The following is a 13,971-nucleotide window of genomic DNA, read 5'->3' as shown; positions in this document are numbered from 1 at the left end:
CGGCGCTCACCCTCCCCGCCGCACCGCCGCCAGCTGTTCCTCGAACGGAACGACCACATCGGACTCCTCCGCGGCCGCGGTGTGGCCGGTGAGGAGCTGGGCCAGCTCGCCTGCCGCGCGGTCGATGCGTGCCGCGAGGCTGTCGGCGTCCTGGGAGGCCCAGTCCTCGGGCGCGGCGAACACGGCCGTGGGAACCACCACGGCGCGCAGGTAGGCGAACATCGGCCGCAGCGCGTGTTCGAGGGCCAGGGAGTGCCGGGCCGTTCCGCCGGTGGCGGCGATGGCGACCGGCTTGCCTGCCAGCGCCTTGTTGTCGAGAACGTCGAAGAAGGACTTGAACAACCCGCTGTAGGACGCGGTGAAGATCGGCGTGACGGCGATGAGGCCGTCCGCCGAGGTCACGGCCTCCAGTGCGGCGCCGAGCCTGGGGCCCGGGAAGCCGGTGACGAGGTTGTTGGCGATGTCCACGGCGAGTTCCCGCAGTTCCACCACGGTGACCTCGACCTGCCGGTCGTCGGCGAGCGCGCCGGTGACCGCACCGGCGAGCCGGTCGGCCAGCATCCGGGTGGAGGAGGGCTCGGTGAGCCCTGCCGAGACCACGGCGAGCGTGAGGGGCTTCATCGGGTGCCTCCCGTCGGGACCTGCTCGGTGTCGGTGCTGCGGGCCAGCAGTGAGGCGTGGGTGGGCGCGTCCGGCACGCCTGCGGCGCGCCTGGCGGCGAACTCCCTGCGCAGCGTGGGAAGAACCTCCTCGCCCAGCAGGTCGAGCTGCTCCAGCACGGTCTTCAGCGGCAGGCCCGCGTGGTCGACGAGGAAGAGCTGGCGCTGGTAGTCGCCGAAGTGCTCGCGGAAGGTCAGGGTCTTGTCGATGACCTCCTGCGGACTGCCGACGGTGAGCGGTGTCTGCTCGGTGAACTCCTCGAGCGAGGGGCCGTGCCCGTATACCGGGGCGTTGTCGAAGTACGGGCGGAACTCGCGGACCGCGTCCTGGGAGTTCCTGCGCAGGAAGACCTGGCCGCCGAGGCCGACGATGGCCTGCTGCGCCGAGCCGTGCCCGTGGTGCTCGTAGCGCTGCCGGTAGAGATCGATGAGCCGCATGAAGTGCTCCTTTGGCCAGAAGATGTGGTTGGCGAAGAAGCCGTCGCCGTAGTAGGCGGCCTGCTCGGCGATCTCGGGGCTGCGGATGGAGCCGTGCCACACGAACGGCGGGACGCCGTCGAGTGGGCGCGGGGTGGACGTGAAGCCCTGCAGCGGGGTGCGGAAGCGGCCCTCCCAGTCGACGACGTCCTTGCGCCACAGCTCGTGCAGCAGCGCGTAGTTCTCGATGGCCAGCGGGATGCCCATGCGGATGTCCTGGCCGAACCAGGGATACACGGGGCCGGTGTTGCCGCGGCCGAGCATGAGGTCCACCCTGCCGTCGGCGAGGTGCTGCAACATCGCGAAGTCCTCGGCGATCTTCACCGGGTCGTTCGTGGTGATGAGCGTGGTGGACGTCGAGAGGATGAGCCGCTCGGTGCGGGCCGCGATGTAGCCGAGCATGGTCGTCGGCGACGAGGGAACGAACGGGGGGTTGTGGTGCTCGCCGGTGGCGAAGACGTCGAGGCCGATCTCCTCGGCCTTGAGCGCGATCGCGACCATGGACTTGATGCGCTCGTGCTCGGTCGGGGTCCGGCCGTTGGTGGGATCCGTGGTGACGTCACCGACGGTGAAGATCCCGAACTGCATCCCAATCACCTTGCCCGGAAGTAGTTGCTTGCTCAACTATCCACCCTAACGGCTTCCCGCGGGCCGGTATTCCCCGGGCGTGGTCGCATGCCGGCCGCCGCGATCGCTGTGTTGGCCGCCGGGGTTGCCGTGTCTTTCGCTGGGCGCACTATGCGGTGATCGATCCCGCTACTCTCGGCTGGTGGGGCGGAATGAGTGCTGGTTCTGTGGGGTGCCCACCGACGGCGGGCATCATCTGCAGCTGTCGCTGCGCCGGGACATGCGGGACACGTTCGTCGTGGTTGGTGTCTACCAGCGGTGGAAGCAGCTCTCAGTGGTCGTGCCACGATGCCGCCGCTGCCGGGTCGGGCACCGCATCGAGCAGTCGGTGTTCTGGGTGCTGGTCGGCTCGGCCGTGCTCCTCGGGCTGATGTTGCTGGCCGGTGCGCTCGCCTGGGCGAAGCTCTGGGAGCTCGCACTCGTCGTGCTGTGGGTGGTCGCGTGGCTGCTGCTGTGGTGGGGTGTGCGGCAGCACTGGTTCCGCTGGCCCTTCCTGGCGCCGAAGCCGGAGCGGCATGCCCGCGAACACCCCGGTGTTCAGGAGCTCGTCGCCGACGGATGGCAGCACTTCCCCGCAAGACCCTAGGTCCGTCCGGTCAGCCACCACGCGTTCCGGTCGAGGACCGACACTGGATTCACCCGATTGAGTCGAACACCAGTTCGAGTAGTGGGCTACGATAGTTTCGTGGACGCGACCGAAGTCATGGATGCCGCCCCGCCCCTGTCCCACTGGGGTGAGGCGGAGCTGCTGGACGCGCTGCGGGAGACCGAGCGGCAGCGGCGCCGGTTGTATGCCCGGGAGCTGGCGTTGCTGGCGGAGATCGACACCCGGGGCATCGCCACCAGTCGTGGCTACACCCCGGTCGGGCTGGTGCGGGCGCTGTTCGCGGTGGGCTCCGGCGCCGCGCAGCAGGTGCACCGCCACGCCAAGGCCCTGTGCCCGGCGGTCGCGGCCTCCGGTGGGCTCGTTGCGCCCGCGCTGCCGGTGGTGGCGGCCGCCCTGGCCGAGGGTGCGATCGGCCCCGAGCACGTGGAGGCCATCCGCGCCGCGATCCGGGACCTGCCCTCCTGGACCACTCCGCAGGAGCGGGACACCGCCGAAAACATCCTGTGCGACGCCGCCCGCGACACCGAACCCCGGGTCGTCGCCCGGCTGGGCCGGGAGATCCGCGACCGGCTCGACCCCGACGGCGACGCCCCCAAGGACGAACGCCTGGCCCGCCCCGAGCGGTGCCTCGACCTCCAGCAGCGCCCCGACGGCAGACTCCGTGGCTCGTTCGAGCTGGACGCCGAATCCGGGGCCTTGCTGACCAACCTGCTCTCTCCGCTGACCGAGCCCCGGGCAGGCGAGAACGGCGGCCGCGACCCGCGCACCCGCGTCCAGCGCCAGGGCGATGCCCTCGTCGACGTGCTCAAGCTCGCCGCCCGCTGCCCGGATGCGCCCAGCGAGGCGGGGGAGCCGGTCACCCTGCTCGTCTCGGCCACTCTCGCCGAGCTCAAGCAGGGCATCGGGCGCGGCCTGCTCGACGGGCATCTCGACCTCTCCGCCGCCCAGATCCGGCGCATGGCCTGCGACTGCCGGGCCGCGCCCATGGTGTTCGGCACCCGCGGTGACATCCTCGACGTCGGCCGCACCACCCGCACCGTGCCCCGCCGCATCCGCCGCGCCCTGATTCGCCGCGACGGCGGGTGCACCTTCCCCGGCTGCGACCGCAAACCCAAGTGGTGCCAAGCGCATCACGTTCTCCACTGGATCGACGGCGGCCCCACCGCCCTGTGGAATCTGGTGCTCCTCTGCGAAACCCATCACCGGCTGATCCACCACAGCGGCTGGGACATCACCCTCATCGACGGCGCCGCCCACTACGTCCCACCCGGCTACCTCGACCCCGAACGTGCACCCCGCCGCAACACCCTCCACACCCACCGCGTCGGCCCTCACTTCCGCAGCCCCGCCCTCCGCCAACCCGGCGCCGGACGTCTGCGCACCACCTGCCCCCAGCCCGCCGGCAATCCCTGGAACCACGGCGCCACCACCGCACCGCCCTGACCCACAGCCCTCCCCGCAGCCACACCCCACCACCGAACCCCGGGTGGCGGGGCAGCGGCACATGCGGTGTCAGGCGTTCGCCCGGCGGAGGCGTTCGGCTGCCTGCGTCCAGAGCGCTTTCCCGGACACGGCGGTGTAGCCGTGCAGTGATTCCCACCGGACGTCGTGGGCTGCCGGCCACAGGCTCGCAGCCCACGCGACCTGCTCCTCCTCCGCGGTGAACGAGCGGCCCCGCGCATCCTGGTATGCGGCCAGGAACGCCTCGGTGCTGTCAACTGGAGGCAGCGTGGCCGGTCCCAGCTTCGGGAACACCGCGCTGGCCGCGCCCACCAGCGCGGCTTCCGGCTGCCATGCCAGGCTGTCCCAGTCGTGCACTGTCACTACCTGGTGGTCGTGCCACCGGAGGTTGTGCGCCTCGAAGTCGGCATGGCCCAGCACGCGGGGGAGGTCGGCGGCCAGCATGCGCCGGCGGGCCCTGTCGGCGGTGTCCACGACATGGGCGGGCACGAGACGCTGGTCCTTCTCGTCGAGTGAGGCGATCGACGGCCACAGGCCGGGATCCGCGTGATCCCACCGCACCCAGCGCGGGTTCGGCAGCGGCGGCGCGACGGTGAGGTCCGCGAGTCCAGTCATCAACCGGGCGAAGACCTCCGCGTAGCGCACTGCCACCTCCGGGCCGTCCCCGTGCAGCACTTCGCCGTGCGGGCGGAATTCCTCGGCGTGCACGGCCAGCTCACCGGCAACGGTGACCGGCGTCAGCGGGCGGGCGCAGGGAAACCCGTTCCCGGCCAGCCGTGCCTGCGCCGCGACGCACGACGCCGCTCGCCCGTCGTCGGCGCGGGCCTTGACTACGACGTTCGTGCCGTCGGCCAACCGGAGACCGAACACCGCCGACATCGACTGGTGCCGGAACAGCGCCTCGGCGGGGTGGCTGCCGAGCTGGTCCAGACACCACCCCGGCAACCAGTGCGGCAACTCGTCCAGCGACACGACCGAGACTGTGCCACAGGCACGGCATGGTCTACCCCGGACAGGCCGGAGCTGACCGGTCCGGCGATCACCAGGGGACGACGCCGTCGTCGTCGAAGAAGCCGCCGCGCGGCCCGTCGTCGGGCAGGGTGGCGAGCCGGATCGCGATCGCGGCACCCTGTTCGGGCGTGCGCGGCGCGTTGAAGCCCGTGAAGTCGGTCGCGACGTAGCCGGGGCACGCGGCGTTCACGATGATGTTCGTGTCGGCCAGCCGGCGGGCGTACTGAGTCGTGACGCTGTTGAGCAGGGACTTCGACGGGGCGTACGCGGCCATGATGGGGCCGGTCTGCAACGTCAGCGAGCCCATGTTGCTCGACATGTTCACGATGCGCGGGGACGTCGCGCGGCGCAGCAGCGGAAGCATCGCGTTCGTCACCCGGACGACGCCGAACACGTTCGTGTCGAGGACGGTGCGGACGACGTCGAGGTCGAGCGTCGTCGGATCCTGCGCGCCGCCGTCGGTCCGGCCGGAGATTCCCGCGTTGTTGACGAGCACGTCGAGCCGCCCCGCCGTCTGCTCGATGGTCGCCGCCGCGGCGGCGACACTGTCGTCGGAGGTGACGTCGAGGGCGACCCCGAAGGCGTCGACCCCCGCAGCGCGCAGCCGCTCGACGGCCTCCTTGCGCCTGATCTCGTCCCGCGCGCCCACCGCGACCGTGAAGCCGATCGCGCCGAGACCCTCGGCGATGGCGAAACCGATTCCCTTGTTCGCGCCGGTGACCAGCGCGGTCTTCGTGTCGTTCACGCATCCATGCTCGGCGGGCCGTGTGGTCGCCGTCCAATACCGGATCACTCCGCTGTGATACTCACCGGGTATCAGCAGGTAGCCTGCCCAAGTGGACGATCTCGAGACCCGCGAGATGCGGTACTTCGTCGCCGTCGCCGAGGAACTGCACTTCGGACGCGCCGCCGAGCGGCTCGGGATCGCCCAGCCGCCGCTCTCGCGTGCCATCCGCCGGCTGGAGCAGCGGCTCGGCGTCCAGCTGCTCGAGCGGAACCGTCGCGGCGTCGCGCTCACCGATGCGGGCCGCGTGTTCCTCCGGGAGGCCAGGACGGCCCTCGACGCGGTGGCGGCGGCCGCGCGCCGGACGCGGCGGGCCGGGGATCCGGCACGGCCGCTGGTGCTCGCGACGAAAGCCGGGGCGTCCCACGAACTGCTGCGGCAGCTCCTGGACACCCATGCGAGCGAGCCCGGTGCGGCACCGGTCGAGGTCCTCCTGTGCGAGGTCGGCGAGCAGGCCGGGCTGCTCCGCAACGGGCGCGCCGACGTGGCGCTCATGCATCGCCCCTTCGACGACCTCGCCGGGTTCGACACCGAGGACCTCTGCGTCGAGGGCCAGGTCGCGATCCTTCCCGCGCAGCATCCGCTCGCGTCCCGCGACCAGCTCACGCTGGCGGAGGTCCGCGACGTGCCGGGCCTCCCGATGGCGCGCTGGCCCCGGCTCGACGGTTCCTACCCGGACGGGCCGGGACCGGAGGTGCGCACGCAGTCGCAGCTCGCCCAGCTCGTGGCGCTCGGCAGGACGCTGCTCGTCATCCCCGCGTCCAGCCGTGCCTGGCAGTGGCCCGAACACGTCGCGGTGCCCGTGGTCGACGCGCCGGAGGTCACCACGGTGATCGCCTGGCCGCCGAACAGCCGCTCCCTGGCTGTTGCCTCGCTCGTCCGCTCGGCGGCCGGGCTCCGCGACGCGGCCGTGCTCTCGCCGCAGGCCGGGTAGTTCCGTTGGAACCCGGGGGCGGGCTACTTCAGCTCGGCCGAGGTCTTCCCCAACAACCGACGGGCGACGATCAGCTGCTGGATCTGTTGCGTGCCCTCGAAGATGTCGAGGATCTTCGCGTCGCGGCTCCACTTCTCCAGCAGCAGTTCCTCGGTGTAGCCGAGGGTGCCCGCCAGTTCGACGCAGCGGAGGGTGATGTCCACGACCGAGCGGCCCGCCTTGGCCTTCGCCATCGACGCCTGCAGCGAGTTCGGCTTGCGGTTGTCGGCCATCCACGCCGATTCGAGGGTCAGCAGGTACGCCGCCTCGTAGTCGGCCTCCAGCTCCAGGTACGCGGCGGCCGCCGCGTGCTGCGTGTTGGCGGGCTTGTCGTAGTCGACGGTCACCCCGGCCTCGGCGAGCAGCCGCGCCGTCTCCTCCAGGGCCGCCCGCGCGACGCCGATGGCCATCGCGGCCACCAGCGGGCGGGTGTTGTCGAAGGTCTGCATGACCCCCGCGAAGCCCTTCTGGGTGTCGATCTCCGGGCTGCCGAGCAGGTTCTCGGCGGGCACGCGGCAGTTCTCGAAACGCAGCACGGCCGTGTCCGAGGCGCGGATGCCGAGCTTGTGCTCCAGCCGCACCACCTCGAAGCCCGGTGTGCCCTTCTCCACCACGAACGACTTGATCGCCGCGCGGCCCTTGGACTTGTCCAGCGTCGCCCACACCACCACGGCGTCGGCGCGCTGCCCGGCCGTCACGAAGATCTTCTCGCCGTTGAGGATGTACTCGTCGCCGTCGCGCACGGCGGTGGCCGTGATGGCGGCCGAGTCGGAGCCGCAGCCCGGCTCGGTGATGGCCATGGCCGCCCAGAGACCCGCGAACTTCTTCAGCTGCTCGTCGTTGGCGACCGAGGCGATCGCCGCGTTGCCGAGCCCCTGACGCGGCATCGAGAGCAGCAGCGCCACGTCGCCCCAGCACATCTCGATCGTGCCGAGCACGGTGCTCAGGTTGCCGCCGTTGCGGTTTCCTTCGCTCTTCTCGTCGTCCTTGCGCCGCACGCCCGCCGCGCCCGCGCCGCCCTCGCCGGAGGAGTTCAGGCCGTCCAGCAGGGCCGCGAGCATGTCCAGCTCGGTGGGGTAGCTGTGCTCGGAGCGGTCGTACTTGCGCGAGATGGGCCGGAAGACCTCGGCCGCCGCCTGGCGTGCCTGGTTGATCAGTGTCCGGGACTTCTTCGGAACCTCGAGGTTGATCATGGCTGGCCTTTCCGCGCCGGTTACAGAAGAACGATGCCGTCGAGCACGCCGATGGCGCGCAGGTCCCGGTACCACCGCTCGACCGGATGCTCCTTGACGAAGCCGTGCCCGCCGAGCAGCTGCACGCCCGCGCTGCCGATCTGCATGCCCTTGTCCGTGGCGAGCTTGCGGGCCAGCGCGACCTCCCGCGCGTAAGGCTTGCCCTGCTCCGCGCGCGCCGCCGCGCGCAGCGTCACCAGGCGCATGCCCTCCAGCTCGATGGCGATGTCGGAGACCTGGAACGCCACCCCCTGCCGGTGGCTGATCGGCTCGCCGAACGCCTGCCGCTCGTTGACGTACGGGATCACGTAGTCGAGCACGGCCTTGGCCGTGCCGCAGGCGAGCGCGGCCCAGCCGAGCCGCGACAGCCGCACCACGTCGGTGAACACGTCGGCCCTGCCGCCGCCGAGCAGGGCGTTCGCGGGCAGGTTGACCCGGTCCAGCAGCACCCTCGACGTCGCGGCGCCGCGCAGGCCCATCGCGGGTTCGGGCTCCACGCTCAGCCCGGCGCTGGACGACTCGACGAGGAACAGCGCGGGGCCGCGCCCCTCCAGGTCGGCGGAGACGACGAACAGCTCGGCCTGGGCCGCGCGCGGCACGAGCGACTTCACGCCGTCGAGCCGGTAACCGTGGGCGGTCCGCTTGGCCCGCACCGAGGGGTGGAACGGGTCGTACAGTGCCTTCGGCTCCTGCAGAGCCAGCGCCGCGGCGGGCACGTTCTCGCCGACGAACGCGGGCAGGTAGGTGGCCTGCTGCTCCTCGTCGCCCCACTGCACGAGCGCCGTGCTCACGGCCGACGGCGCGAGCACCGCCACCGCGAGGCCCAGGTCGCCGTGCGCGAGCGCCTCGGCCACGAGCGCGTTGGTGACCACCGAGCGCTCGGTGCCGACGCCGCCCAGCTCCTCCGGGATGCCGACCAGCGTCACACCCAGCTCGGCGGCCCTGCTCAGCAGGCCGTCCGGCGGGGCGAGCTTGGTGTCGGCCTCGGCGGCCGCGGGCCGTAGCTGCTCGGCGGCGAACTCGGTGACCGTCTCGACGATCATCTGCTGCTCGTCGCTGGGCGTGAGGTCGAACAGGCCGGTGTCCGGTGCGGGCGCGAGCCGCGCGGGCTCGCTGCGCCGGGTCGTCGCCTTGAACGCGCGATTGGCCGCACCCGCGGCGCGGAAGCCGTTTCGGGTGGCCGTGGCTACCAGGTTCTGCACCGGTTTGCGCAGGCCGGTGCGCTCCAGCGTGCGGCTGCCGGCCAGCCGGGTGAGCGCGGCGAGGCCGAAGCCCATCGCGTCGCGCGTCTTCTGCGGTGTTTGTCGGGACACGGCTCTCCCCTTCGTCAACCTACTCGCGAGTAGGTTAACGCCTGTCCGGGGACGTCCGCCAGTAGGCCCGCTCAATCGGGGCTGACCGCCCGGCCGGGATCGAGGTCGAGCACGGCCGTCATGAGCGTGACCAGCTCCGCGGCGAGGTTCGGCCGCCCGCTGACCCGCCGGGTGCGCGCCAGGTCGTTGGCCACCGTCAGCGCCGCGTGCACGGTGATCCTCGCCTCCTTCGTGGTCAGCCCGGGGTGCACCGCCTCCAGCAGCCGCACCCACTGGGCCACGTAGTCGCGCTGGATACGCAGCAGGTCGGCGCGGTCGCGCTCCTCGATGTGCACGCGGTCCACCGAGAACGAGACCAGCAGGTCGGGAGGCCCGGTGAGCGTGCGCACGTACGACGCGGCGAGCCTGCGCAGCGCCTCCCGCTCGTCCGGCGGCGCGCTCGTGCGCAGGGCGTACTCGGCGGCCAGTGCGAGCCGGTCGGCCGCGCGGCGCGCGATGGCCCCGAGCAGGGCGGCCTTGCCGGGAAAGTGCCGGTAGACGCTGGGGCCCGCGATGCCGGCCGCGTTGCCGATGTCCTCCATGCTCACCGCGGAGAACCCGCGGGCGCGGAACAGCTCCGCGGCCGCCGTGAGCAGCTGCTCCCTGCGGGACGGGCTGCCGAGCGCCAGAGCCGGCGTCTCCGGCTCCGGCTCGTCCGCCTGCTCGGGGAGCTCCGCGTGCACCACGCGCAGGGCGATGTCGACGAGCAGCAGCCCGAATCGCTTCTTCGCCACGCTGGTGTGGTGCACCGACACGCTGCCGAACACCGACAGCCCCGCCCAGCACAGCAGCTCCGCGTCGTCGGCGCCCAGCTCGGGCCGCAGCCGCATCAGGGTCTTGGCCCAGGTCGTGAGCAGGGCCGTCGAGCGTTGCCTGATCGCTCGCTGCGCGTCCGGCCCGAGGTGCCTGCCCTCCCACCGCCACAGGGCCGCGACCTCACGCCGCTCCACGGAGCGGGTGGCCAGGCTGGTCAGCAGCGCGCGGATCCGTTCGGGGGTCGGGGCCTCGGCGACGGCCAGTGCCGCCTCGGTGGCCTGTTCCATCTCCTCGATGCCCGCGAGCAGCACGTGGCCCAGGATGGCCTGCTTGTCGGCGAAGTGCCGGTAGAGCGCCGGGCCGGTGATGCCCGCGGCGGCCGCGATGTCGTTGATGCCGACGCCGTGGTAGCCGCGGGCGCGGAACAGCTCCGCGGCGACGGCGGCCAGCTGGCTCTTGCGGTCGCGCGGCCGCTTGGTTCTCGCGGGCCGAGGGGTGAAGGGTGCCATACGTGAGCACACTTTAGCGCCTGTCTGTTCGCTGACAACCCGTTGACAGCCTGGGTGTACGCGGGATTATGTTAGTGGCGATTAGCACCGCGTAGGCTCGTGGACATACCCGAAGGCCAAGGAAGGACCGTTGGTGTGAGTACAGAGGCGTTCATCTACGAGGCGATCCGCACGCCTCGTGGCAGGAACAAGGGCGGATCCCTGCACGGGACCAAGCCGATCGACCTGGTGGTCGGCCTGATCGACGAACTCAGGGCGCGGCACGCCAACCTGGACCCCGCGCTCATCGAGGACATCATTCTCGGCGTCGTGACCCCGATCGGCGACCAGGGCGCCGACATCGCGCGCGCCGCCGCCATGGCCTCGGGCCTGCCCGACACCGTGGCCGGCGTGCAGCTCAACCGGTTCTGCGCCTCCGGTCTCGAGGCCGTCAACCAGGCGGCGCAGAAGGTTCGCGCGGGCTGGGACGAGCTGATCCTCGGCGGTGGCGTCGAGTCGATGTCGCGGGTGCCGATGGGCTCCGACGGTGGCGCGATGTTCACCGACCCCGCGACCAACTACGACACCTACTTCGTGCCGCAGGGCATCGGCGCGGACCTGATCGCCACCATCGAGGGCTTCTCCCGGGAGGACGTCGACGCCTTCGCGGTGCGCTCGCAGGAGAAGGCGGAGGCCGCATGGTCCGGCGGCTACTTCTCCAAGTCCGTCGTGCCGGTCAAGGACGTCAACGGCGTCACGATCCTCGACCACGACGAGCACCGCCGCCCCGGCACCACGGTGGAGGCGCTGTCGAAGCTCAAGCCGTCGTTCGAGGGCATCGGCGAGATGGGCGGCTTCGACGCCGTGGCGCTGCAGAAGTACCACTCCGTGGAGCGCATCGACCACGTCCACACCGGCGGCAACTCCTCGGGCATCGTCGACGGCGCCGCGCTCGTGCTGGTGGGCAACGAGCAGATCGGCAGGACCATCGGCATGACGCCGCGGGCGCGCATCGTGGCCACCGCGGTCACCGGCTCCGACCCGACGATCATGCTCACGGGCCCGACGCCCGCCACGCAGAAGGTGCTCCGCAAGGCGGGCCTGACCATCGACGACATCGACCTGTTCGAGCTCAACGAGGCCTTCGCGTCCGTGGTGCTCAAGTGGATGAAGGACCTCAAGATCCCCGAGGAGAAGGTCAACGTCAACGGCGGCGCCATCGCGATGGGCCACCCGCTCGGCGCGACCGGCGCGATGATCCTCGGCACGATGGTCGACGAGCTGGAGCGCCGTCAGGCCCGCAGGGCACTCGTGACGTTGTGCATCGGCGGCGGCATGGGCCTCGCCACGATCATCGAGAGGGTCTGAGCATGACTGAGGCGAAAACCATCCGCTGGGAGCAGGACTCCGACGGCATCGTCACGCTGACGATGGACGACCCGAAGCAGTCGGCGAACACGATGAACGCCGACTACCGCGAGTCGATGGGCGTCATCGTCGACCGGCTGGAGGCGGAGCGGGACTCGATCACCGGCGTGGTGCTCACCTCGGCGAAGAAGACGTTCTTCGCGGGTGGCGACCTCAACGACCTGATCCAGGCCACGCCGGAGCACGCCGAGGAGATCACCCGCAGCAGCAACGAGCTCAAGGCACAGCTGCGCAGGCTGGAGACGTTCGGCAAGCCGGTGGTCGCCGCCATCAACGGCGCGGCGCTCGGCGGCGGCCTTGAGATCGCACTGGCCTGCCACCACCGCATCGCCGCCGACGTCAAGGGCAGCCAGATCGGCCTGCCCGAGGTGACGCTCGGCCTGCTGCCCGGCGGCGGCGGTGTCGTGCGCACCGTGCGGCTGCTCGGCATCCAGAGCGCGATCCTGAACGTGCTGGTGCAGGGCCAGCGGCACAAGCCGGCCAAGGCGCTGGAGCTGGGCCTGGTGCACGAGCTGGTCGGCTCGGTCGACGAGCTGCTGCCGAAGGCCAAGGAGTGGATCAAGGCCAACCCGGACGGCGGCGTGCAGCCGTGGGACGCCAAGGGCTACAAGATCCCCGGCGGAAGCCCGTCGAACCCGAGCTTCGCGGCCAACCTGCCCGCGTTCCCCGCGAACCTGCGCAAGCAGCTCAAGGGAGCGCCGATGCCCGCGCCGCGCGCGATCCTCGCCGCGGCCGTCGAGGGTGCGCAGGTGGACTTCGAGACCGCCACCCGGATCGAGACCCGCTACTTCGTCAGCCTGGTGACCGGCCAGGTCGCCAAGAACATGACGAAGGCGTTCTTCTTCGACCTGCAGCACATCAACTCGGGCGGCTCGCGGCCGGACGGCTACGAGCAGTACCAGGCGAAGAAGGTCGGCGTGCTGGGCGCCGGGATGATGGGCGCCGCCATCGCGTACGTGAGCGCGAAGGCCGGGATCGACGTCGTGCTCAAGGACGTCTCCCAGGAGAACGCCGAGAAGGGCAAGGGCTACGCCGTCAAGCTGGAGGAGAAGGCGCTCAAGCGCGGCAAGACCACGCAGGAGAAGTCCGACGCGCTGCTGGCCCGCATCCATCCCACGGCGGACCCGGCCGACTTCAAGGGCGTCGACTTCGTCATCGAGGCCGTGTTCGAGAGCACGGAACTCAAGCACAAGGTCTTCTCCGAGATCGAGGGCATCGTCAACCCGGACGCCGTGCTGGGTTCGAACACCTCGACGCTGCCGATCACCAGCCTGGCCGAGGGCGTGCAGCGGCAGGAGGACTTCATCGGCATCCACTTCTTCTCGCCGGTGGACAAGATGCCGCTCGTGGAGATCATCCGCGGGGAGAAGACGTCGGACGCGACGCTGGCCAAGGTGTTCGACTACACGCAGCAGATCCGCAAGACCCCGATCGTCGTCAACGACAGCCGCGGGTTCTTCACCAGCCGCGTGATCGGCACGTTCCTCAACGAGGCCATCGCCGCCGTCGGCGAGGGTGTCGAGCCGGCCAGCATCGAGCAGGCGGGCTCGCAGGCCGGGTACCCGGCACCGCCGCTGCAGCTGATGGACGAGCTCACCCTCACGCTGCCGCGCAAGATCCGGCAGGAGACCCGCGCCGCGGTCGAGGCCGCGGGCGGCACGTGGAACGAGCACCCCTCCGAGGCCGTCATCGACCGGATGATCGACGAGTTCGATCGCAAGGGCCGCTCGTCGGGCGCCGGGTTCTACGACTACGACGACGAGGGCAAGCGCACCCGGATCTGGCCCGGTCTGCGGGAGGCGTTCAACTCGGGCAGCGCGACGGTGCCGTTCGAGGACCTCAAGGAGCGGATGCTCTTCGCCGAGGCGCTCGAGACGGTGAAGTGCTTCGACGAGGGCGTGCTCAAGTCGGTGCAGGACGCCAACATCGGCTCGATCTTCGGGATCGGCTTCCCGGCGTGGACCGGTGGTGTCATCCAGTACATCAACCAGTACGAGGGCGGCCTGAAGGGCTTCGTGGCCCGAGCCCGCGAGCTGGCCGAGCGCTACGGCGACCACTTCACGCCGCCGCAGTCGCTCGTGGAGAAGGCCGAGAAGGGCGAGATCTACGAGTAGGC

General features: G+C 71.0%; 12 protein-coding genes. 5 read left to right on the top strand and 7 right to left on the bottom strand.

Annotated elements, in window-relative coordinates:
- Positions 1–6: 6 nt before the first annotated feature.
- Both BAY60_RS27540 and BAY60_RS27535 read right to left on the bottom strand, forming a co-directional pair.
- Positions 7–621 (bottom strand): FMN reductase, encoded by a 615-nt coding sequence (locus BAY60_RS27540; RefSeq protein WP_112284261.1) that lies wholly within the window; start codon positions 619–621, stop codon positions 7–9.
- A complete protein-coding gene (locus BAY60_RS27535; RefSeq protein WP_112284260.1) occupies positions 618–1,724 on the bottom strand; it encodes an LLM class flavin-dependent oxidoreductase in 1,107 nt (368 codons plus the stop codon). The genes BAY60_RS27540 and BAY60_RS27535 overlap by 4 nt, the downstream gene beginning before the upstream one ends.
- Before the next feature lie 181 nt (positions 1,725–1,905).
- Between BAY60_RS27535 and BAY60_RS27530 the strand changes: the two genes are divergently transcribed.
- Both BAY60_RS27530 and BAY60_RS27525 read left to right on the top strand, forming a co-directional pair.
- The gene (locus BAY60_RS27530) at positions 1,906–2,349 is read left to right on the top strand and encodes a hypothetical protein (RefSeq protein WP_245992837.1); all 444 of its coding nucleotides are present in this window, start codon (positions 1,906–1,908) and stop codon (positions 2,347–2,349) included.
- A 99-nt stretch (positions 2,350–2,448) separates the two neighbouring features.
- Positions 2,449–3,813 carry an HNH endonuclease signature motif containing protein gene (locus BAY60_RS27525; protein ID WP_146771087.1) on the top strand — a complete coding sequence of 455 codons (1,365 nt, stop codon included), beginning with the start codon at positions 2,449–2,451 and terminating at the stop codon, positions 3,811–3,813.
- Between the two features lie 69 nt (positions 3,814–3,882).
- Here BAY60_RS27525 and BAY60_RS27520 read toward each other — a convergent pair whose 3' ends face one another.
- Positions 3,883–4,803: a phosphotransferase gene (locus BAY60_RS27520; protein WP_112284258.1), complete on the bottom strand. Its 921-nt coding sequence runs from the start codon at positions 4,801–4,803 to the stop codon at positions 3,883–3,885.
- Positions 4,804–4,870: 67 nt separating this feature from the next.
- A complete protein-coding gene (locus tag BAY60_RS27515) occupies positions 4,871–5,587 on the bottom strand; it encodes an SDR family oxidoreductase (protein ID WP_112284257.1) in 717 nt (238 codons plus the stop codon).
- 91 nt (positions 5,588–5,678) lie between these two features.
- On the opposite strand from BAY60_RS27515, the gene BAY60_RS27510 reads away from it, so the two are divergent.
- On the top strand, positions 5,679–6,560 hold the full coding sequence (locus tag BAY60_RS27510; protein WP_112284256.1) for a LysR family transcriptional regulator: 882 nt from the start codon (positions 5,679–5,681) through the stop codon (positions 6,558–6,560).
- 23 nt (positions 6,561–6,583) lie between these two features.
- Here the strand turns inward: BAY60_RS27510 and BAY60_RS27505 are convergent, their stop codons facing one another.
- The 3 genes from BAY60_RS27505 to BAY60_RS27495 form a co-directional block, all read right to left on the bottom strand.
- Complete coding sequence (locus BAY60_RS27505) at positions 6,584–7,792, bottom strand: acyl-CoA dehydrogenase family protein (protein ID WP_112284255.1); 1,209 nt, start codon at positions 7,790–7,792, stop codon at positions 6,584–6,586.
- Positions 7,793–7,812: 20 nt separating this feature from the next.
- Complete coding sequence (locus BAY60_RS27500; RefSeq protein WP_112284254.1) at positions 7,813–9,108, bottom strand: acyl-CoA dehydrogenase family protein; 1,296 nt, start codon at positions 9,106–9,108, stop codon at positions 7,813–7,815.
- 107 nt (positions 9,109–9,215) lie between these two features.
- A complete protein-coding gene (locus BAY60_RS27495; RefSeq protein ID WP_112284253.1) occupies positions 9,216–10,448 on the bottom strand; it encodes a TetR/AcrR family transcriptional regulator in 1,233 nt (410 codons plus the stop codon).
- 135 nt (positions 10,449–10,583) lie between these two features.
- On the opposite strand from BAY60_RS27495, the gene BAY60_RS27490 reads away from it, so the two are divergent.
- Both BAY60_RS27490 and BAY60_RS27485 read left to right on the top strand, forming a co-directional pair.
- Positions 10,584–11,795 carry an acetyl-CoA C-acetyltransferase gene (locus BAY60_RS27490; protein ID WP_112284252.1) on the top strand — a complete coding sequence of 404 codons (1,212 nt, stop codon included), beginning with the start codon at positions 10,584–10,586 and terminating at the stop codon, positions 11,793–11,795.
- A 2-nt stretch (positions 11,796–11,797) separates the two neighbouring features.
- On the top strand, positions 11,798–13,969 hold the full coding sequence (locus BAY60_RS27485) for a 3-hydroxyacyl-CoA dehydrogenase NAD-binding domain-containing protein (protein ID WP_112284251.1): 2,172 nt from the start codon (positions 11,798–11,800) through the stop codon (positions 13,967–13,969).
- Positions 13,970–13,971: the final 2 nt, after the last annotated feature.

It is taken from the genome of Prauserella muralis, assembly GCF_003202285.1.
Lineage (GTDB): Bacteria > Actinomycetota > Actinomycetes > Mycobacteriales > Pseudonocardiaceae > Prauserella_B > Prauserella_B muralis.
Note: the sequence above shows the minus strand (reverse complement) of the source record. Positions and strands in the feature narration are given on the sequence as shown.